The following is an 18,138-nucleotide window of genomic DNA, read 5'->3' as shown; positions in this document are numbered from 1 at the left end:
GGTTGGCGATGACCAGAGCACGGCATCATCAGGGCGGTGTGGTCTTCAAGCGAAGCACCGGCAAGCCGGTTTCGCTGTGCACGTCCTCGCGCTGCGGCAGGCCCTGCACAGCCTCCTTCACCGCGTTCATCGCCGGATCCACGCCGCGCACCGGGTGCCACATGCCGATCCACTGGAAGTGACGCTCGTAGCGCAGCGTCTGCGCGCTGCCCAGCCACAACGGTGTGGCGCCCGGCTGCAGCTGCACCGGGGCCGGCCACAGGCGCAGCACATAACGTTCGTCCGGCCTGGCGCCCTGGCGCACCATCAGCAGTGCTTCCACACGGGTGTCCAGCGTGGCCGGCAATACCGGCAGTTCGTCGGCGCCGGTGTTCTTGTCCAGCATCAGCAGCGCTTCCTGCCAGCCGGCCTGTTCCTGCCGCTTCCAGCCGCGCGCTTCCAGCTGCGCCTGCAACGGGGCCAGCGGGCCGGCCACCTGCACGTCCAGCGGCCAGCGCTGGTCATCGTCGAACTCGTTGCGGCGCGCCGGCAGCTGCGCCCAGTCGCGTTGCCACCACGCCTGCAGGTCAACCGCCTGCGGGGCCGGCAGGGTCGGCTCGAAGCGTTCCAGCTTCACCGGGATGTTGCGCGGTGCGTACCACATCGCCGCCACCGCAAAGACGCCGTAGAACAGCCACGCGACCGGCTTCACCCAGAACGAGCGGTTGAAGCGGCGGCGGTAGGCGATGCCCAGCACCAGCAGCCAGAACGTGCCGAACAGCATGCCGCCGATCACATCGCTCAGCCAGTGCGCGCCCAGGTACAGGCGGGCGAAGCCGATCAGGCTGACCACGATGCCCGACACCAGGTACGGCCAGACGCGGGTACGACCGGGCATCTCGCGCGCGATCAGCACCGCGAAGAAGCCGAAGGTGATGGTGGCCATGGTCACCGACACCGACGGGAAGCCGAAGCCGCTGCTGGCATCGAGCGGGCGCACCACGTCCACGGTGGCACCCAGCAGCATGGTCAGCGCCAGGCCGAAGGCAAGCGCGGCCAGCCAATGCGCGGCCGCCATCCAGCGCCGGCGCCAGATCAGGTAGCCCATCGCTGCCGCCGTGGCCGGCAGCAGTACCTGCCAGGCACCCAGTGACGCCAGCGCGGCCATCGGGTAATCGGCCAGCGGGTTGCGCAGCGCCAGCATGGCCTGGTGCACCAGCAGATCGACCGCCAACGGTTCACCGTGCGCGACCACCACGGTCAGCAGCGCGAACCAGCCCCAGCCCAGCAACAGCAGCATCAGCGCCAGCATCGCCAGCGGCACCGACTCGCGGCGTTTCGGGTCCAGCACGCCCACCGTGTAGCGGCCCAGTGTCGGGTGGCGGTTGGACCAGTCCAGCAGGCGCGCCAGCCAGTTGTCCATGCGCGCGGCCGACCAGCGGTAGCCGTACAGCACGATGGCCCAGACCAGGCCCAGGATCACCACCAGCAGGCCGACCACCACCACCAGCCGCCCGGCGACGGCGGCGACCGCATCATACGCCTCGCCGAGGATCCAGCCCGGCGCCAGGAACAGCACCGCCCAGGAAATGCTGGCAATGCCGCTGGCCTGCACGTAGCGGCTGGCCGGCATCTTCATCATGCCGGCGATGGCCGGTACGAACGGTCGGATCGCGCCGACATAGCGCGCCACCAGGATGCTCTTGAAGGCATTGCGGCGGAACAGGTTCTCGCCGCGGTCGAGCAGCTGCGGGTAGCGGCTGAACGGCCACACGCCACGCAGGCGGTCGCCCCAGCGGCGGCCGATCCAGTAACTGATACCGTCGCCGGCAAAGGCGCCCAGCGCTGCTGCGGCCACCGCATACGGCCCGGAGATCTGGCCCAGGCCGATGAACACGCCCACCGCGAACAGCAACGGCAGCGCCGGCACGATGGCGCCGAGAATGATGACCGCATCGCAGAAGGCGATGAGGAAGATGACAGCACCCGCCAATACGGGGTGAGCGGCAATCCACGCGAGCGTGGCGTCGATCCATGAAGAGTCCATTGCCCGATTATAGGGGCGCAAAGGTGACTGGTTCCCAGCCCCTTCGTGACCGTTTGCAACCAGCGCCATCGCCTAGAATGGGCACATGCCGCATTCGCCAGACACGCCACCGCACGCCCTGAAGGCCGACAGCTTCGGTCGCATCCTGCTTGTGAACGGGACTGAAGGCCCCTTCGTACGTCGTGATCTGGGCGCCACCCCGCTGTGGCTGCGGCTGCCAGCCTGGTGGCTGGCGCGTCGTGAGGCCCGCGCGCTGCGCCATATCCACGGCATGGCCGACGTGCCACAACTGCTGGCCTGGGATGGCCGCCACCTGGACCGCAGCTTCATGGCCGGCGATGCCATGTACCAGCGCCCGCCGCGCGGCGACCTGGCCTGGTTCCGTTCCGCACGTCGGCTGCTGCAGCAACTGCATCGGCGCGGTGTGGCGCACAACGACCTGGCCAAGGAAGCCAACTGGCTGGTCACCGAAGACGGTCGTCCAGCGCTGATCGATTTCCAGCTGGCGGTGATCGGCCATCCGCGTTCGCGCTGGATGCGCCTGCTGGCCCGCGAGGACCTGCGCCACCTGCTCAAGCACAAGCGCATGTACTGCCGCGAATCACTCACGCCGGTGGAAAAGCGCGTGCTCAAGCGCACCTCGTGGGTGCGCGAGCTGTGGTTCGCCACGGGCAAGCCGGTCTACCGCTTTGTGACCCGGCGCATCCTGCATTGGGAAGACAACGAAGGTCAGGGGCCGAAGCCGTGAGCCATGCGCAGGTGGTGACTGGCTCGCCGAGTGCGGGCAGCGTGCTGCGCCCACAGCTGGCCGGCGCCGACTTCGTGCACGCCTGCCAGGCGACGACGCGGCGCGATGGACGCACGGCATTGCAGGCCTATCGCGATATGGCGGCGACCATTCCCGGCTGGTTCGACGGATTGATGGCGCTGCGCAACCACGGCATGCGGCTGCTGGGCATGAAGCATCTGGGCTCGTTGCGTGCGGTGCAGGTTGTTGCCGATCCTCAACCCGGTCAGCGGCTGGGCATCTTCACCCTGCAGTCGCTGGACGTCGATGCCATCGTGCTGGAAGACGATGATCGCCATCTGCGCGTGCAGCTGGCACTGCAATGGCAGGGCGACGTGCTGGAAGTGGCGACGGTGGTGCATACCCACAATGCATTCGGGCGCGTGTACATGTTGCCCGTCGCCCCGGTACACCGGTTGATCGTGCCGCATCTGCTGCAGAAGCAGGTGCGCAGCTATCGGTAGATCCACGCCATGCGTGGATGCGCGGGGCAGCACCGTGTTGTAGAGCCGAGCCATGCTCGGCTGCATTCAATGAGCCGAGCATGGCTCGGCTCTACAGAGGCCGGTGACCTTACGGCGTCGCCGGCACCACGTGCCCTTGGCTTGGTAGCGTCGAGCTTGCTCGACGAATGCCCGAGGCCGTCGAGCAAGCTCGACGCTACGACGTGGCCGGTGACCTTACGGCGTCGCCGGCACCACCTGCTGGCCGATGAAGTTGCGCTTGGCATCGAAGTCGTAGGCGATCTGCAACTGGCCCACATCCGGGCAGGCGTGGCAATCGCGCAGCGGGGTGCGGTACAGCAGGCGGATGCCGCCGTTCTCCAGCGGTGTTGCCCCCGCCGACTGGGCCGGCGCGAACGGTGTGGCCTGCGGGTTGGCCTTCAGCAGTTCCTGCACGCCCGGGTCGGCACGCAGGGTGTCGTCCAGCTGCACGGCATCCACATCGATGCGCTTGCCGCCGGCATCGACCAGGCGCGTGCCTTCGTTGGTGTTGGCGCGGAACGGATACTCCACGGTGGCCACGCCCAGCCCTTCGTTCTCGTGCCAGGCAGTCACATAGGCCAGTTCGCCGCCACTGGACAGCTGCTCGGCGGCGGTGATCGCTTCGGCGCTGGCGCCACCGGCACGCATCGCATCACGCAGGCAGTCGCGGGTGGCTGCGCTCTCGCCCTGGCGGCAGGCATTGAGGTCGCCATCCCACACCACCGCTTCGCTCCAGCGCATCTTGCCGTCGGCGGCAGCCTGCTGCGCGCTGGAGGCGTCACCGGCGGGCGGCTCCTTGCCAGGTTCCGGCGAACGGCCCTGGCAGGCGGTCAGCAGGGCAAGCCCCAGGGCAGGCAGCAGCAGGCGGGAACGGCGCATGGCGTGGACCTCGTGCGTTGACGGGAGGCCCGAGTATCGTCAACGCCGGGTGAACTCCGCGTCGGCGCGGCATACTAGCGGCTCATTGCATACGCTGGAGTGTGGAACGTGGGCAGTCTGCAGGGCAAAACCCTTTTCATCACCGGTGCCTCGCGTGGCATCGGCCTGGCCATCGCGTTGCGCGCTGCGCGCGACGGCGCCAACGTCGCCATCGCGGCGAAGTCGTCGGTGCCCAATCCGAAGCTGCCCGGCACCATCCATAGCGCGGCCGAAGCCGTGACGGCCGCCGGTGGCCAGGGTCTGGCCCTGAAGTGCGACATCCGCGAGGAAGAGCAGGTGCAGGCGGCGGTGGCGGCCACCGTGGATACCTTTGGCGGCATCGACATCCTGGTCAACAACGCCAGTGCCATCTGGCTGCGCGGCACGCTGGAAACGCCGATGAAGCGCTTCGACCTGATGCAGCAGGTCAACGCGCGTGGCAGCTTCCTGTGCGCGCAGGCCTGCCTGCCGTATCTGCTGCAGGCGCCGAACCCGCACATCCTCACCCTGGCACCGCCGCCCAGCCTGGAACCGAAGTGGTGGGCGCCGCACACCGGCTACACGCTGGCCAAGATGGGCATGAGCTTCGTCACCCTGGGCCTGGCCGCGGAATTCGGCCCGCAGGGCGTGGCGGTCAACGCATTGTGGCCGCGCACGGTGATTGCAACCGATGCGATCAACATGATTCCCGGCGTGGACGCGGCCGGTTGCCGTACGCCGCAGATCATGGCCGACGCCGCACATGCAGTGCTGGTGCGCGAGGCGGCGGGCTTCCACGGCCAGTTCCTGATCGACGATGACGTGCTGGCGCAGGCCGGCATCACCGATCTTGCCGGCTATGCGGTGGATCCGTCGCGGCCATTGCTGCCGGACCTGTTCCTGGACTGAGCGCAGCGTTGAACACGGGCCGAGGGCTGCGGCCTTCGGCCCGCTGCGCTAGAATGTTTGGATGTAACCGTTTTCAACAAGGATGTGAGCACATGACACGTACGCTTTCCACCGCGGCGCTGGCCGCTTCGCTGTCGTTGATCCTGACCGCCTGCGGCGGCAAGTCGCCCGCAACGGCGGGTGAAAGCGGACCGGCCGCCAAGCCGGACACCGGCGCGACGCCGTCCGATACGCAGCAGCAGCTGACCGCCAAACTCAACGCCTACATCGAGTGCTTCAACGCACTCGATTCGAAGACGCACCGCAGCATCGAGTCGTACACGCGCTGGATCAAGGATGTCGATGCCGGCCCGACCGGGCGCGAGACGCAGGTCTACGGCCCGTCGGAGATCAGCGATTACGACATGAAGCGCTGCGACGCCCCGGTGACCGAGGCGATTGCGGCCAAGCCGGCACTGGCCGATCTCGATGCGGCCGCGGGCCGCTATCAGCAGTCGCTGAAGGCGCTGGTGCCGGTCAGCAAGGACGCCCACGACTATTACGATCGGCAGGACTACGAGGACGACCAGTTTGCCAAGGGCAAGCAGATGCACGCGCCGTTGATGGCGGCCTTCAAGGCGTTCGCGGTCGCCAGCGAAGCGTTCAATGCCGAGCTGGAGCGCCAGAACGACGCGGCCCAGCGCGAGCAGCTCAAGGTGCTGGAACAGGCCGAGGGGCGCACGCGCGAGTACTACCGCCTGGCGATGATGCTGGAAGCGAAGGCGATCGTGGAGCTGATGAGCGAGGACGACTTTGATCCGGCCAAGGCCCGTGAACGACTGGACGCATTCAACCGCATTTCCGACGAAGCGCATGCCAAGGTGGCCGATCAGGAACCGGGCAAGCTGGACTGGAACAGCTTCGAGCGCGAAGCCGAGAACTTCCGTCGGGAAGGCAAGGAGCGCCTGCAGCGGGTCAGCAGCAAGACGCCCTACAGCGATTTCGAGCGGCGCATGCTGGACTCGCCTTCGATGGCCCCGCGCGGTTCGGCCAGCAAGCTGATGCAGGAGTACAACACGCTGGTCTTCCAGAGCAACCGCCAGTAACCGCAGCCTCCATCGCGTCATTTGTGTCGCAATCGAACAGGTCGATTGCGACGCATCGCATCGCACACTCCCGAACGGCGAGGCCTTCCCCAGGCCGCCGATGCGGGTGCTTACGTCATGCGCGAGGATATCTGCCGCCTCTTTCTGCAAGGAATCGATTTGAACGCTTCTGCACGCCTGCTTCCCCTTCTTCTGCTCGGCACGCTGGCCGGTATGGCCGGTTGTGACAAAGTGCCGGGACGGGCGGCGGCCGATCCTGGCCTGGAGAAGGTCAACGCCTACATCGAGTGCTACAACGGCGTTGAACAGCCCATCCACGAAGGCTTCCAGACCTACACCGGCTGGATGAAGGATCCCGAAGCCGGTCCGACCGGCAAGGAAACGCAGCCGCGCTCACCGGGAAAGGTGCTGTCGCACCGCGTGGAATACTGCGGCCAGGCGCTGACCGATGCGCTGGCAAAGACTCCATCTACCGCGCTGGATGCACCGGCGCGTGACTACCAGCAGGCGTTCCAGTCGCTGTACGCGCTGATCGAACGCGCCGACGGCTACTTCACCCGTGAGGACTATCGCCGCGATGGCGGTGAGGGCCTGCGCAGCCAGCACGCGCCGTTGATGCAGGCCTATGCCGGGTTCTTCAAGGCCAGCGAGGCACTGGATGCGGCACTGGAGAAGAACGAGAACGATCGTCGCGCGGAACAGCTGAAGCAGATCGAGCAGAGCGAAGGCCGTTCGCTGGCCTACTACCACCTGCGCCTGCTGGGCGATGGCAAGCAGCTGGCCATGGCCTTCCAGGGCGACGCACCGGACCTGGCGGCGCTGCGCACGCAGCTGGCCGATTACCAGGCGCTGGTGACGGAAATCCAGAACTCCGGGGTGGGCAAGGACGACCCGATGTGGGGCCACGTGCAGCGTTCAGCGGACAAGCTGGTGCGCACGGCCGGACGCGGCGTGGAGCGCCTGCAGCAGGGCAAGCCGATCACCGCCGAAGGGCTGGCTGCCGAGCGCAAGGCCTCCGGCAGCTGGGACACCTCGGCTCCGGAAGGTGCGCAATCCACCCTGCTGGACGCCTACAACGATCTGGTGTCCACCAGCAACCGCCTGCGTTGAGCGGTGGCAGCCCTCCACGCACTGCGTGGATCCATCAGGGGTAGTGCCGGCCACTGGCCGGCATGCGCCTCAATGGTTGAACGGGTCCGGTAGCTGGCCGCCACATTTGCGGCAATGCCGTGCGTCCGGCTCGTGGCCTTCCAGCCCGCAATGCGGGCAGCCGCGAGCATCACGGCGCGCGGCCAGCTCGGCTTCGCGCATGGTGCTGGCCAGTTCGGCGGTGTAGATGCCCGTGGGTACGGCGATGATGCTGTAGCCGATCAGGATCAGCACCGAGGTGACGAAGCGGCCGAGCACGGTCTGCGGCACGATGTCGCCGAAGCCGACCGTGGCCATGGTCACCACCGCCCAGTACATGCTGGCCGGAATATTGGTGAAGCCGTGCTCTGGCCCTTCGATCACATACATCAGCGCACCGGCGATGATGGTGATGGTGATCACCGTGAACAGAAACACCAGCACCTTGCGTCGGCTGCGCCACAGCGAGGTCATCAGCACGCCGCTTTCTTCGATGTAGCGGGTCAGCTTGAGGATGCGGAACACGCGCAGGATGCGCAGCGCGCGCACCACCAGCAGGCTCTGCGCGCCGGGCACGAACAACGACAGGTAGGCGGGCAGGATCGACAGCAGATCGATGATGCCCCAGATGCTCACCGCATAGCGCAGCGGTCGCCGGACCACCGCCAGCCGCAGCAGGTACTCGGCGGTGAAGATGATCGTGAAGCCCCATTCCAGGATGTACAGCCCGGTGGACCATTCGGCATGCAGGTGCTGCACGCTGTCGATCATCACCACCAGGATGCTGGCGACGATGGCCACCACCAGGATCAGGTCGAAATTGCGCGAGGGCCGCGAGTCATGGCGGTAGATGATGTCGAACCACCGACGGCGCCAGCCGGTCTCGGTGGCGGGGTTCAGCTGGGGGCGGAAAACGGTCGCATGGGCGCATTGTGCCGCAGGGGTTCCGGCGCGAGAATGGGCATTCCTGAACCTTGCCGACTGCCATGACCGCCGCGACCGATCCGCTGATCTCCCTTTCGCACTACTACCTGCCGGTCTACAAGCCCCGCCAGGTGGTTCTGGAGCGAGGCCAGGGCGCCCGCGTGTGGGACAGCCAGGGCCGTGAATTCATCGACCTGGCCGCCGGCATCGCCGTGTGCGGCCTGGGTCACAACGATCCGGACCTGGTGGCCGCGCTGGTCGAACAGGCCGGCAAGCTCTGGCACACCAGCAACGTGTTCTACAGCGCACCGCCGCTGCACTTGGCCGAGGAGCTGGTCAAGGCCAGCCGTTTCGCCGAGCGCGTGTTCCTGTGCAATTCCGGCGCCGAAGCCAACGAAGTGGCGATCAAGATGGTCCGCAAGTGGGCCTCCAGCCAGGGCCGCCCGGCCGACAAGCGCGTCATCATCACCTTCCGCGGCAGCTTCCACGGCCGCACGATGGGCGCGGTGACCGCCACTGCCCAGCCGAAGTATCAGGAAGGCTACGAGCCGCTGCCCGGTGGCTTCCGCTACATCGATTTCAACGATGAAGTGCAGCTGGAAACCGCGATGGCCGCCGGCGACGTGGCGGCGGTGATGCTGGAGCCGATCCAGGGCGAGGGCGGCGTGATGCCGGCCAAGTCCGGTTTCCTCAAGCGCGTGCGCGAGCTGTGCGACCAGCACAACGCGCTGCTGGTGCTGGACGAGATCCAGGCCGGCATGGGCCGTACCGGCACGCTGTTCGCGCACTGGCAGGATGACGTGGTGCCGGACATGGTCACCCTGGCCAAGGCGCTCGGCGGTGGCTTCCCGATCGGCGCGATGCTGGCCGGCCCGAAGGTGGCCGAGACCATGCAGTTCGGCGCGCACGGCACCACCTTCGGCGGCAACCCGCTGGCCGCTGCGGTGGCCCGCGTGGCGCTGCGCAAGCTGGCCTCGGCGGAGATCGCCGCCAACGTCAGCCGCCAGTCGAAGGCACTGCGCGATGGCTTCGCGCGCATCAACGACGAGTTCGGCGTGTTCAGCGAGGTGCGTGGTCGCGGCCTGATGCTGGGTGCGGTGCTGAGCAAGGACTTCGCCGGCCAGGCCGGTGCGATCCTCGACCAGGCGGCCGAGCAGGGCCTGCTGACCCTGCAGGCCGGCCCGGACGTGCTGCGCTTCGTGCCCTCGCTGAACATCACCGACGAAGAAGTGGCCGAAGGCCTCAAGCGCCTGCGCGCGGCGATTGCCGCGTTCGTCGCGGCGCGCTGAAGCCCTGGTGCTGGGGTCGGAGCCCTCTCCTGCGGAGAGGGCTCTGACCTCGTTGCCGCGGTATCGCTGTAGCGCCGAGCCCATGCTCGGCTCATCGCGACGTCAGGCAACAGCAGCCGAGCATGGGCTCGGCTCTACAGTGGTTCACGCAATCCGATAGCGCTTCAACACCTTGCCCAGCCCACGGCCGTCGCGCACGGTTTCCGCGTGCAGGCCGGCGGCACGTGCGCCGCGCACGTTGGCAAACAGGTCATCGACGAACAGCGTGTGTGCAGGCGCCACGCCCAGTGTTTCCAGCGTGCGCAGGAACACCTCCGGTACCGGCTTGCGCAGGCCGAAATCGGCACTGCAGAACACGCGGTCCTGCAGGGCAGGGAACAGCTCCGGCAGCAGGGCGGGCAACGCCTGTTTCATCAACGCGCCGTTGTTGGTCAGCACCGCCATCGGCAGCGGCAGTCGTTCCAGCCGGTGCAGCACCGCCTGCTGCGGGTGGCTGGCGGCCTGGCGGGCGGCGATCCAGGCGGGCACATCCACGCTCCTGCCCAGTTGTTGGCCCAGCCGCTCCAGATAGGCGGGGCCATCCAGCGTGCCGTCGTCATGCGCGGCCTCCAGCCCACTGTCGTAGAGCGCGGCCTGCACCGCCTGCGTCGGCACGTCCAGCGCGTGCGCAAGCTGCAGCACGCGCTGCGCGCGCTGGTACCGCACCAGCACGCCATCCACATCCAGCAGCAACAGATCGATCTGCATTGGCCGAGCATGCCATCGGCATGCGGGCGCGGAAACCCTGGAGCGGGCGTGCGACAGACGGTCGCAGCGCAGGTTGCGGGCACCTGCCTAGAATGGCGCTTGAACCGGCAGGAGATACAACGATGAAGGCTTGGATGATCGCAGTGGGACTGGGCGCGCTGATGCTGGCGCCGTCGGCGCTGGCGCGGGTGTGTGCGGTGAGCATCGACAGCACTGACCAGATGAGTTTCAGCAGCCGCGAGATCAAGGTTGCCGCCGATTGCACGGCGGTGGACCTGACCCTGCGCCACACCGGCAAGCTGGCCGCCACCGCGATGGGGCACAACTGGGTGCTGACCCGCACTGCCGATTACCAGCCGGTGGCGATGGCCGGCATGCGCATGACCCTGGCCGACAGCTATCTGCCGAAGGCCGACAAGCGCGTGCTGGCGCACACCAGGGTGATTGGTGGTGGCGAGACCACGCGCGTGCGCTTCTCTACGCAGGGTCTGCAGAAGGGCGGGGATTACACCTTCTTCTGCTCGTTCCCCGGCCACTTCGCAATGATGAAGGGCAAGTTCGTCTTCGGTTGATGCCGTTTGTAGCGTCGAGCCATGCTCGACGGCTCTGTGCCAACCAAGGTTGGCACCTACCAGATGCGGCAGTGCCAACCAAGGTTGGCACCTACCAGATGCGGCAGTGCCAACCAAGGTTGGCACCTACCAGATGCGGCAGTGCCAACCAAGGTTGGCACCTACCGGGCGTGGGCTCAGCCCTTGGCAGCCTTGAAGGCGACGCGCGCAGCGGTCAGCGTGGCTTCGATCACCGCATCGTCGTGTGCGCTGGACAGGAAGCCGGCCTCGTACGCCGACGGTGCCAGGAACACGCCCTGTTCCAGCATGGCGTGGAAGAAGCGGTTGAAGGCGGGAATGTCACAGGCGGTGGCCTGCGCATAGGTCTCCACCTTTTCACTGGTGAAGAACAGGCCGAACATCGCGCCCACGCGGGTGGTGGTCACCGCCACGCCAGCGTCGGCGGCAGCCGCTTCCAGGCCCGCACACAGGCGCGCGGTGCGCTCGGCCAGATCGGCGTGGAAGCCTGGCTGCTGGATCAGCTCCAGCATCGCCAGGCCGGCGGCCATCGCCACCGGATTGCCGCTCAGCGTGCCGGCCTGGTAGATCGGGCCGGCCGGGGCGATCTGCTGCATCAGTTCGCGGCGGCCGCCATAGGCACCCACCGGCATGCCGCCGCCGATGATCTTGCCGAAGGTGGTCAGGTCCGGGGTGATGCCGTAGTGCGCCTGCGCGCCGCCCAGAGCCACGCGGAAGCCGGTCATCACTTCGTCGAAGATCAGCAGCGCGCCGTGCTTCGTGCACAGTTCACGCAGGTGCTGCAGGTAGCCTTCGCGCGGCGGAATGCAGTTGGCGTTGCCGACCACCGGTTCGATGATCAGGCCGGCGATGTCCTCGCCCTGTTGCTCGAACAGTGCAGTGGCCGCTTCGAAATCGTTGTAGGGCAGGGTCAGGGTCAGTTCGCTCAGGCCGGCCGGCACACCCGGCGAGGTCGGCACGCCCAGGGTCAGCATGCCGCTGCCAGCCTTGACCAGGAACGAGTCGCCGTGGCCGTGGTAGCAGCCTTCGAACTTGACGATGCGGTTGCGGCCGGTGGCACCGCGCGCCAGGCGGATCGCCGACAGCGTGGCTTCGGTGCCCGAATTGACCATGCGTACCATTTCGCACGATGGCACCAGCCGGGTAATGGTCTCGGCCATGGTCACTTCGGCCGCGCACGGCGCGCCGAAGGACAGGCCGTTGTCGATCGCCTTCTTCACCGCCTGGCGCACGGCCGGGTGGTTGTGGCCGACGATCATCGGGCCCCAGGAACCCACGTAGTCGATGTAGCGGTTGCCGTCGACGTCGTACAGGTAGGCACCGTCGGCGCGCTCGACGAAGAACGGCTCACCGCCCACCGACTTGAACGCGCGCACCGGGGAATTGACGCCGCCGGGCAGCAGCTGCTGGGCGCGGGAGAACAGGGCGTGGGACTGGTCGTGGTTCATGGGGCTTTCCTGGGCATTACGCGAACTGGGTGAGGAAGGCGCACTGCGTTGCGACCGGGTCCGGTGCGGCGTAGATGCCGCTGACCACGGCCACCAGGTCGGCGCCGGCTTCGATGATGGGACCGACATTGTCCGGGGTCAGCCCGCCGATCGCCACCCGCGGCACGCCCAGTGCGGCGCTTTGCCGCAGCAGATCGGTATGGGCACGGCTGGTGGTGACCTTGGTGGTGGTCGGGAAGAACGCGCCGAAGGCCACGTAGCTGGCACCGGCGGCCACGGCCCTTTCGGCATTGGCCAGCTGGTCGTAGCAGGAGGCGCCGATGATGGCGTCGGGCCCGAGCAGGGCGCGCGCGCTGGGAATGTCGCCGTCGGTGCCGCCCAGATGCACGCCAGCCGCGCCCACGGCCTGGGCCAGCGCCGGGTCGTCGTTGATGATCAGCGGCGCGCCGTAGTGTGCGCACAGGCCTTGCAGCGCCGTCGCCTGTTCCTGCCGCAGGGCATCGCTGGCGGTCTTGTTGCGGTACTGCAGCCAGGTGGCGCCGGCGGCCAGCAGCGGCGCGGTGCGGGCCAGCAGGCGCGCGGTATCCGGCTCGTCCGGGGTGATCAGGTAGACGCCGCGGGGCGCCGGGGAAGCAGAAGTCATCGATGGCTACCGGTGCGTGGGCCGCGATGGGACAATGGCGGCCCGTGAATCCAGCCCCGATTATCCGATGAGCGATGCCACCCCCACCACCTTGCGTACCTGGATGTGCGTGGTCTGCGGCTTTCTGTACCGCGAAGCGGACGGCCTGCCGGAAGAGGGCATCGCGCCGGGCACGCGCTGGGAGGACATTCCCGAGACCTGGACCTGCCCCGATTGTGGGGTGAGCAAGGCCGATTTCGAGATGGTCGAGGTCGATTGAGGCACGTCAGTCGAGCAAGCTCGACTCTACTCAACGCCGGTGTGGACCGTTGGTCCGCACACCGGTAAATCAATGCAGCCGCGGCATCGGTCCGCCGAGGTCGATCAGCTTCTCGCGCAGCCACTGCGCGTCGCTGGCCTCGGGATTGCGCTTGAGGTACTGCCCCAGGTCATGGCGGGCGCCGGCCAGGTACTCCAGCTGCAGGTAGGCCAGGCCGCGGTCGCGCAGGGCGTCGTGCTGGTCCGGGGCCAGCTTCAGCAGGCGGTCGGCACTGCGCGCGGCGCGGTCCCATTCTCCCGCTTCGGCATACACGCCGTGCAGGTTGCGCAGCATGCGCATCAGGATCGCGCGTGAGGGAGCCGGGTCGAGGATCTGCGCCAGCACCTGGTCATCGGGCATCTGCCCGCCCAGGTGTGACTTGGCCCGCTCGCGCAGTTCGTCCACATCCAGGGGGCGGCCACCGTTGAACGGGTCCATCACCAGCACGCCGTCGTCGACCGGCAGGCGCACCAGGAAATGGCCGGGGAAAGACACGCCATCGAGCGGGATGCCCAGCCGTCGCGACACTTCCATCTGCACCAGTGCCAGCGAGATCGGGTTGCCCAGGCGTCGTTCGAACACCTGGTTGAGGTAGCTGTTGCGCGGGTCGTAGTACTCGTCGTGGTCGCCGCTGTAGCCCAGTTCGTCAAACAGGTGGCGGTTGATCGCGGCCATCTTCAACGGACTGTTGTCGATGCTCTCCACTTCCGAGCGGAGGTGATCGACATGGCTCTGGATCAGCGCGTCGTAGGTGGACGGCTGCAGATCGGGGTATTCATCGCGCGCGATCAGCAGCGCGGTCGGCAACAACGGCAGCGCCTCGTCTTCGAGGTCGGCCAGTGCATCCCAGTCGGGGAGTGTGATCCGGTCCTGCATGACCACAGACTGGCGTCATTCGCAGACGGTTTCAAGCAGTGTCGCGTGAAAAATTCAGGGTCAGATCCCTTTCGCTTGCGAAAGGGATCTGACCCCGGTCGGGTTGGATTGCCGGCCAGCGGCCGGCACTACCACGGGTGCCGGGCGCAGCCCGGCAGAACCCTGTTACTCGATGCCCGGGCCGAAGGTCAACGCGGTGCCGTCCTTGAGCTTGAGCTTCTCGGCCTGGCCGGCGTTGAGCTCCAGCACGTACCGCGCCGGGCCGCCGCTGGGGTAGGGCGGGCACATGTCGCCGGCAGAGCAGGGTGGCACGTCGCGCTGCTGGCTGACCAGCTTGCGTTCGTTGTCGAAGTACAGGATGTCCAGCGCGATCTTGGTGTTCTTCATCCAGTACGCCTGCATTTCCTCGCGGTCGTGGATGAACAGCATGCCGTGGTCGGCCGCCATCTGGTCGCGGAACATCAGCCCGCGCGCGCGGGTCTCGTCATTGGTGGCCAGCTCGACCTGGTAACGGGCGCCATCGAGCTCGACCCAGTGGCGGGCTGCATCGGTGGCGCAGCCGGCCAGCGCCAGCAATGGAAGCATCAGCAGCGAACGCAACAGCGACATCGTCAGGATCCTTCAGAAGGGTCAGAGCACGATCGGCGGCTCGCCGCCGACGATCACCACATCGGCGCGGCGACGCGCGAACAGGCCGACGCAGACCACGCCCGGCAGCTGGTTGAGCTCGCGCTCCAGCTTTTCCGGGTCGGTGATTTCCAGATTGTGGATATCCAGGATCTGGTTGCCGTTGTCGGTGACCACGCCTTCGCGCCAGGTCGGCTGGCCGCCGGTCATGTCGCGGATCTGGCGTGCGACCAGGCTGCGTGCCATCGGGATCACTTCCACCGGCAGCGGGAACTTGCCCAGCACCGGCACCTGCTTGCTCGGGTCGACGATGCAGATGAAGCGCTCGCTGGCCTCGGCGATGATCTTCTCGCGGGTCAGCGCGGCGCCGCCACCCTTGATCAGGCACTTGGCCGGATCGCACTCGTCGGCGCCGTCCACGTACAGCGACAGGTTGCCGCTGTGGTTCAACTCGATCACCTCGATACCGTGCTGCTTCAGGCGCGCGGTGCTCTGCTCGGAGCTGGACACCGCTCCCTTGATGCGATGCTGGATACGGGCCAGGGCATCGATGAAATAGGCCACGGTGGAACCGGTGCCGACACCGACGATCATGCCGTCTTCGACGTACTCGATGGCTTTCTCGGCGGCCAGGCGCTTGGCTTCGGACATGGGAAGAACTCTCAGGCAGGGAATCAGGATTTCTTTTCCAGCGACAGCAGCAGCTTCCACTGCGCGGCGGTCACCGGGAACACCGACAGGCGGTTGCCCTTGGCAACCAGCGGGAAGCCTTCGCCCAGTTCGTCGGCGTGCAGCTTGATCTCGTCCAGCGCGATCACCTGCTTGAGCTTGCGGTCGAAGGCCACGTCCACCAGCATCCAGCGCGGGTTCTCGCGCGTGCTCTTGGGGTCGTGGTAGTCGGATGTCGGGTCGAACTGGGTATCGTCGGGATAGGCCGTGCTGGCCACCGTGGCCAGGCCGACGATGCCCGGCACCTTGGTATTGGAGTGGTAGAACAGGATACCGTCGCCGACCTGCATGCCGTCGCGCATGAAATTGCGCGCCTGGTAGTTGCGCACCCCGTTCCAGGGTTCGACCTTGACCTTGGCCAGGTCATCGATGGAGAAGGCGTCCGGTTCGGACTTCATCAGCCAGTAGCGCTTGCGGGCGGTCATGCGTTCACGGGGGCAGCGGAGGGGAGCAGGGTGCCGTCTTCGGTGCAGATCGCATCCACCGGCACGTCCCACGACGCCACCGGCAAGGACTCGACCTGCTGCACCGCGAAGGCAGCACCGACCAGCCAGGGCGGTGCCGGCCGATCGTGGCGGAAGGCGAAGCTGCGATCATACCAGCCGCCCCCCATGCCCAGCCGCCGGCACTGCGCGTCGAAGCCCACCAGCGGGGTCACCACCAGGGCCATCTGTGCCGGTTCCAGGGTGTCTGCCAGCGCCACGTCCGGTTCGGGAATGCCATAGCGGTTGCTGGTCAGCGGCTGCCCGGGCCGCCACGGCGCGAAGCGCAGCACGTCGCCGGCCAGCACCGGCAGGCAGTAGCTGACGCCTTCGGGCAACTGCAGCTGCCAGCGGTGCAGGGCGATTTCGCCATCCAGCGCCCAGTAGCCGGCGACGGCGCCTTCGCGCGGGGCGAATGGCAGCGCCAGCAGGGCATCGGCAAGGGATTCGGCGGCGGCGATACGCTCGCCGGCGGAGAGGTCACGGCGGCGTTGCCGCAGGTCGTGGCGCAGGGCCTGGCGCGGGTCGGTCATGGCAGCGTGCGGCAAGGAACAGCCACCATTGTGCCGCAAAGAACAAGGGCGACGCCCGAAGACGCCGCCCTTGTTGGAATATTGCATTCTCCGCAATGTCGATGCATGCGAAACGACCTTGAACCCGGGGGCTCAAGTGGGAACGCTGGAGAACCATCGGGCTTCCCGCTACAAGGCGGACCTGCACTCCCGGCGCTGTCGCGCTCCCGGTGTCGTTCTTAAGGGACAAGGCGAATGTTTGCACATGCCGTCGAGTACCGCAGAGAACGCGTGGCCATTATAGCCAGCGCGCAGATTCTGGATAGGCCGTTCGTCGGCAACAGTGCGTGCCAATTCAGAAAAGGGGACGGAGGGAATCAAGGCGTTTTCAGCACGGAAGGGGCGAATGCGCCCTAATCCCCTCCGTCCCCTGTTCTAGGGGTGCCGTCGATGGCGCGGTCCAGGCGCCGGTTCAGGTCGGCCAGGGTCTGCTGCAGGGCCACCGCCTGGCGGGCGTTCTCGTCGCGCAGCAGTTGCAGTTCGTGGGCCAGGTTCAATGCAGCCAGAACGGCGACGCGATCGACGGCAGCCATGCGGTTGCTGCCACGGATCTCGCGCATGCGCGCATCGAGCAGGCGCGCGGCGGCCATCAGACTGTCGCGTTCATCGCTGCCGACGCCCACCGTGTATTCACGATCGAGGATGCGGACACTGACCGGTTCGGCGCTCATGTGTGCTGCTCCAGGGATTTGAGCCGGCTGATCATCGCTTCCACCCGCGAGCGCGCCTGTTCGTTCTTGGCCAGCAGCGTCGAACGCTCGGCCACCAGCTGTTCCTGCTGGTGGCGCAGGCTGCGGTTCTCCTCGGCCAGGCGCTGGTTGCGTTCAAGCAACGCTTCCACGCGGGCGGCGAAGTCCTGCAGCTGGGCGAGGGGATCGGCGGGTTCCATGCGGGCACGATAGGCAAGCGGGGTGAGGGCGGTCAAGCGCTGTCGCAGCAAGGCTGGACGGCCACGGGGAGGATGCCGTCGGGTTGCTACACTACCGGGTCTGACGGGCGCGCGCGTGCGCGCTCCGGGTTTCCTTTCCGAACGAGCCGCACGATGACCGAACTTCCCTCCGTCGACGACGTTTCCCGCGCCAGCCAGGAACTGGGCCTGGGCGCCACTGCTGCCGAACTGCATGGCGCACTGTGCGGCTGGCTGGCCGCCGGTGGTGCCCCCGGCAACGACTGGCCGGCGCGGGTGCTGGCCGACGACAACCTGCCGCCGGTGGCCGCCGACAGCGTGCTGGGGCAGCTGCTGCAGGCCACCATCAAGCAGCTGGAAGACCGCGATTTCGCCTTCGAGCTGCTGCTGACCGACAACGATGACGTGTCCGCGCAGGCCGATGCCATGTTCAGCTGGACCCGTTCGTTCCTCGGCGGCTTCGGCCTGGGCAGTGGTGGCAACCGCCCGACCCTGTCCGAAGAGGGCGAGGAAGCGCTGACCGACATGGCCAGCCTGGCGCGTGCCTCCAGCGAGGATTTCGAGGCCGGTGGCGAGGATGACGACGAAGCCCTGTCGGAGATCGAGGAATTCATCCGCGTGGCGGTGCTGCTGCTGCACGGCGATGTGGTGCTGGCCGCGCGCCATCGGCAGCGCCTGAACTGATGGAT

The 18,138-nt window shown here is 67.2% G+C and carries 21 protein-coding genes, 1 other RNA gene and 1 pseudogene; 9 read left to right on the top strand and 14 right to left on the bottom strand.

The window, feature by feature from the left end:
- Positions 1-28: 28 nt before the first annotated feature.
- Positions 29-2,026 carry a bifunctional DedA family/phosphatase PAP2 family protein gene (locus N4G47_RS15760; protein WP_475288519.1) on the bottom strand — a complete coding sequence of 666 codons (1,998 nt, stop codon included), beginning with the start codon at positions 2,024-2,026 and terminating at the stop codon, positions 29-31.
- Between the two features lie 85 nt (positions 2,027-2,111).
- Between N4G47_RS15760 and N4G47_RS15755 the strand changes: the two genes are divergently transcribed.
- Both N4G47_RS15755 and N4G47_RS15750 read left to right on the top strand, forming a co-directional pair.
- The gene (locus tag N4G47_RS15755) at positions 2,112-2,774 is read left to right on the top strand and encodes a serine/threonine-protein kinase (protein ID WP_475288514.1); all 663 of its coding nucleotides are present in this window, start codon (positions 2,112-2,114) and stop codon (positions 2,772-2,774) included.
- Complete coding sequence (locus tag N4G47_RS15750) at positions 2,771-3,277, top strand: DUF2867 domain-containing protein (RefSeq protein ID WP_475288513.1); 507 nt, start codon at positions 2,771-2,773, stop codon at positions 3,275-3,277. Before N4G47_RS15755 ends, N4G47_RS15750 begins: the two co-directional genes overlap by 4 nt.
- Before the next feature lie 216 nt (positions 3,278-3,493).
- Here N4G47_RS15750 and N4G47_RS15745 read toward each other — a convergent pair whose 3' ends face one another.
- Positions 3,494-4,177, bottom strand: coding sequence for a hypothetical protein (locus N4G47_RS15745; protein WP_107231626.1), 684 nt, complete (start codon positions 4,175-4,177; stop codon positions 3,494-3,496).
- Positions 4,178-4,285: 108 nt separating this feature from the next.
- On the opposite strand from N4G47_RS15745, the gene N4G47_RS15740 reads away from it, so the two are divergent.
- The 3 genes from N4G47_RS15740 to N4G47_RS15730 all read left to right on the top strand — a co-directional run bounded on the left by N4G47_RS15740 (position 4,286) and on the right by N4G47_RS15730 (position 7,299).
- Positions 4,286-5,104: an SDR family oxidoreductase gene (locus tag N4G47_RS15740; RefSeq protein ID WP_475288512.1), complete on the top strand. Its 819-nt coding sequence runs from the start codon at positions 4,286-4,288 to the stop codon at positions 5,102-5,104.
- A gap of 92 nt (positions 5,105-5,196) precedes the next feature.
- Positions 5,197-6,189: a YiiG family protein gene (locus N4G47_RS15735; RefSeq protein WP_475288511.1), complete on the top strand. Its 993-nt coding sequence runs from the start codon at positions 5,197-5,199 to the stop codon at positions 6,187-6,189.
- A gap of 159 nt (positions 6,190-6,348) precedes the next feature.
- On the top strand, positions 6,349-7,299 hold the full coding sequence (locus tag N4G47_RS15730) for a YiiG family protein (protein ID WP_475288510.1): 951 nt from the start codon (positions 6,349-6,351) through the stop codon (positions 7,297-7,299).
- Between the two features lie 69 nt (positions 7,300-7,368).
- Here N4G47_RS15730 and N4G47_RS15725 read toward each other — a convergent pair.
- Positions 7,369-8,240: pseudogene (locus tag N4G47_RS15725) on the bottom strand (ion transporter).
- Between the two features lie 63 nt (positions 8,241-8,303).
- On the opposite strand from N4G47_RS15725, the gene N4G47_RS15720 reads away from it, so the two are divergent.
- Positions 8,304-9,530: an acetylornithine transaminase gene (locus N4G47_RS15720; RefSeq protein WP_107231631.1), complete on the top strand. Its 1,227-nt coding sequence runs from the start codon at positions 8,304-8,306 to the stop codon at positions 9,528-9,530.
- A 144-nt stretch (positions 9,531-9,674) separates the two neighbouring features.
- Here N4G47_RS15720 and N4G47_RS15715 read toward each other — a convergent pair whose 3' ends face one another.
- On the bottom strand, positions 9,675-10,277 hold the full coding sequence (locus tag N4G47_RS15715; RefSeq protein ID WP_475288509.1) for an HAD-IA family hydrolase: 603 nt from the start codon (positions 10,275-10,277) through the stop codon (positions 9,675-9,677).
- 122 nt (positions 10,278-10,399) lie between these two features.
- Between N4G47_RS15715 and azu the strand changes: the two genes are divergently transcribed.
- Positions 10,400-10,849 (top strand): azurin, encoded by a 450-nt coding sequence (azu, locus tag N4G47_RS15710; protein ID WP_475288508.1) that lies wholly within the window; start codon positions 10,400-10,402, stop codon positions 10,847-10,849.
- Positions 10,850-11,025: 176 nt separating this feature from the next.
- On the opposite strand, the gene hemL is transcribed toward azu, so the two are convergent.
- Together hemL and thiE are read right to left on the bottom strand one after the other, a co-directional pair.
- Positions 11,026-12,315, bottom strand: a complete 1,290-nt coding sequence (hemL, locus tag N4G47_RS15705) for a glutamate-1-semialdehyde 2,1-aminomutase (RefSeq protein WP_475288507.1) — start codon at positions 12,313-12,315, stop codon at positions 11,026-11,028.
- Between the two features lie 16 nt (positions 12,316-12,331).
- Positions 12,332-12,958 carry a thiamine phosphate synthase gene (gene thiE / locus N4G47_RS15700; RefSeq protein WP_475288506.1) on the bottom strand — a complete coding sequence of 209 codons (627 nt, stop codon included), beginning with the start codon at positions 12,956-12,958 and terminating at the stop codon, positions 12,332-12,334.
- A 34-nt stretch (positions 12,959-12,992) separates the two neighbouring features.
- Between thiE and N4G47_RS15695 the strand changes: the two genes are divergently transcribed.
- A complete protein-coding gene (locus N4G47_RS15695; protein WP_057497622.1) occupies positions 12,993-13,217 on the top strand; it encodes a rubredoxin in 225 nt (74 codons plus the stop codon).
- Positions 13,218-13,286: 69 nt separating this feature from the next.
- Here the strand turns inward: N4G47_RS15695 and N4G47_RS15690 are convergent, their stop codons facing one another.
- From N4G47_RS15690 to N4G47_RS15655, 8 genes are all read right to left on the bottom strand, one after another.
- A complete protein-coding gene (locus tag N4G47_RS15690) occupies positions 13,287-14,132 on the bottom strand; it encodes a SirB1 family protein (RefSeq protein ID WP_475288505.1) in 846 nt (281 codons plus the stop codon).
- Between the two features lie 165 nt (positions 14,133-14,297).
- Complete coding sequence (locus N4G47_RS15685; RefSeq protein WP_249842960.1) at positions 14,298-14,741, bottom strand: DUF192 domain-containing protein; 444 nt, start codon at positions 14,739-14,741, stop codon at positions 14,298-14,300.
- A gap of 21 nt (positions 14,742-14,762) precedes the next feature.
- On the bottom strand, positions 14,763-15,410 hold the full coding sequence (gene rpiA, locus N4G47_RS15680) for a ribose-5-phosphate isomerase RpiA (RefSeq protein ID WP_475288504.1): 648 nt from the start codon (positions 15,408-15,410) through the stop codon (positions 14,763-14,765).
- Between the two features lie 23 nt (positions 15,411-15,433).
- Entirely contained in the window at positions 15,434-15,913 is a 480-nt protein-coding gene (locus N4G47_RS15675; RefSeq protein ID WP_100473809.1) for an EVE domain-containing protein, read from the bottom strand.
- Positions 15,910-16,503, bottom strand: coding sequence for a 5-formyltetrahydrofolate cyclo-ligase (locus N4G47_RS15670; protein WP_475288503.1), 594 nt, complete (start codon positions 16,501-16,503; stop codon positions 15,910-15,912). Before N4G47_RS15670 ends, N4G47_RS15675 begins: the two co-directional genes overlap by 4 nt.
- An 83-nt stretch (positions 16,504-16,586) precedes the next feature.
- A non-coding RNA gene (gene ssrS, locus N4G47_RS15665) (6S RNA) lies at positions 16,587-16,772 on the bottom strand.
- Positions 16,773-16,895: 123 nt separating this feature from the next.
- On the bottom strand, positions 16,896-17,213 hold the full coding sequence (locus tag N4G47_RS15660; RefSeq protein WP_475288502.1) for a cell division protein ZapA: 318 nt from the start codon (positions 17,211-17,213) through the stop codon (positions 16,896-16,898).
- Positions 17,210-17,431 carry a TIGR02449 family protein gene (locus N4G47_RS15655; RefSeq protein ID WP_005410898.1) on the bottom strand — a complete coding sequence of 74 codons (222 nt, stop codon included), beginning with the start codon at positions 17,429-17,431 and terminating at the stop codon, positions 17,210-17,212. The genes N4G47_RS15660 and N4G47_RS15655 overlap by 4 nt, the downstream gene beginning before the upstream one ends.
- Before the next feature lie 153 nt (positions 17,432-17,584).
- Between N4G47_RS15655 and N4G47_RS15650 the strand changes: the two genes are divergently transcribed.
- On the top strand, positions 17,585-18,133 hold the full coding sequence (locus N4G47_RS15650) for a YecA/YgfB family protein (protein ID WP_107231641.1): 549 nt from the start codon (positions 17,585-17,587) through the stop codon (positions 18,131-18,133).
- The last annotated feature ends 5 nt before the right edge of the window (positions 18,134-18,138 follow it).

It is taken from the genome of Stenotrophomonas sp. GSD10, assembly GCF_056172695.1.
The sequence above is the reverse complement of the archived record's forward strand: the minus strand, read 5'-3'. Positions and strand labels throughout refer to the sequence as shown.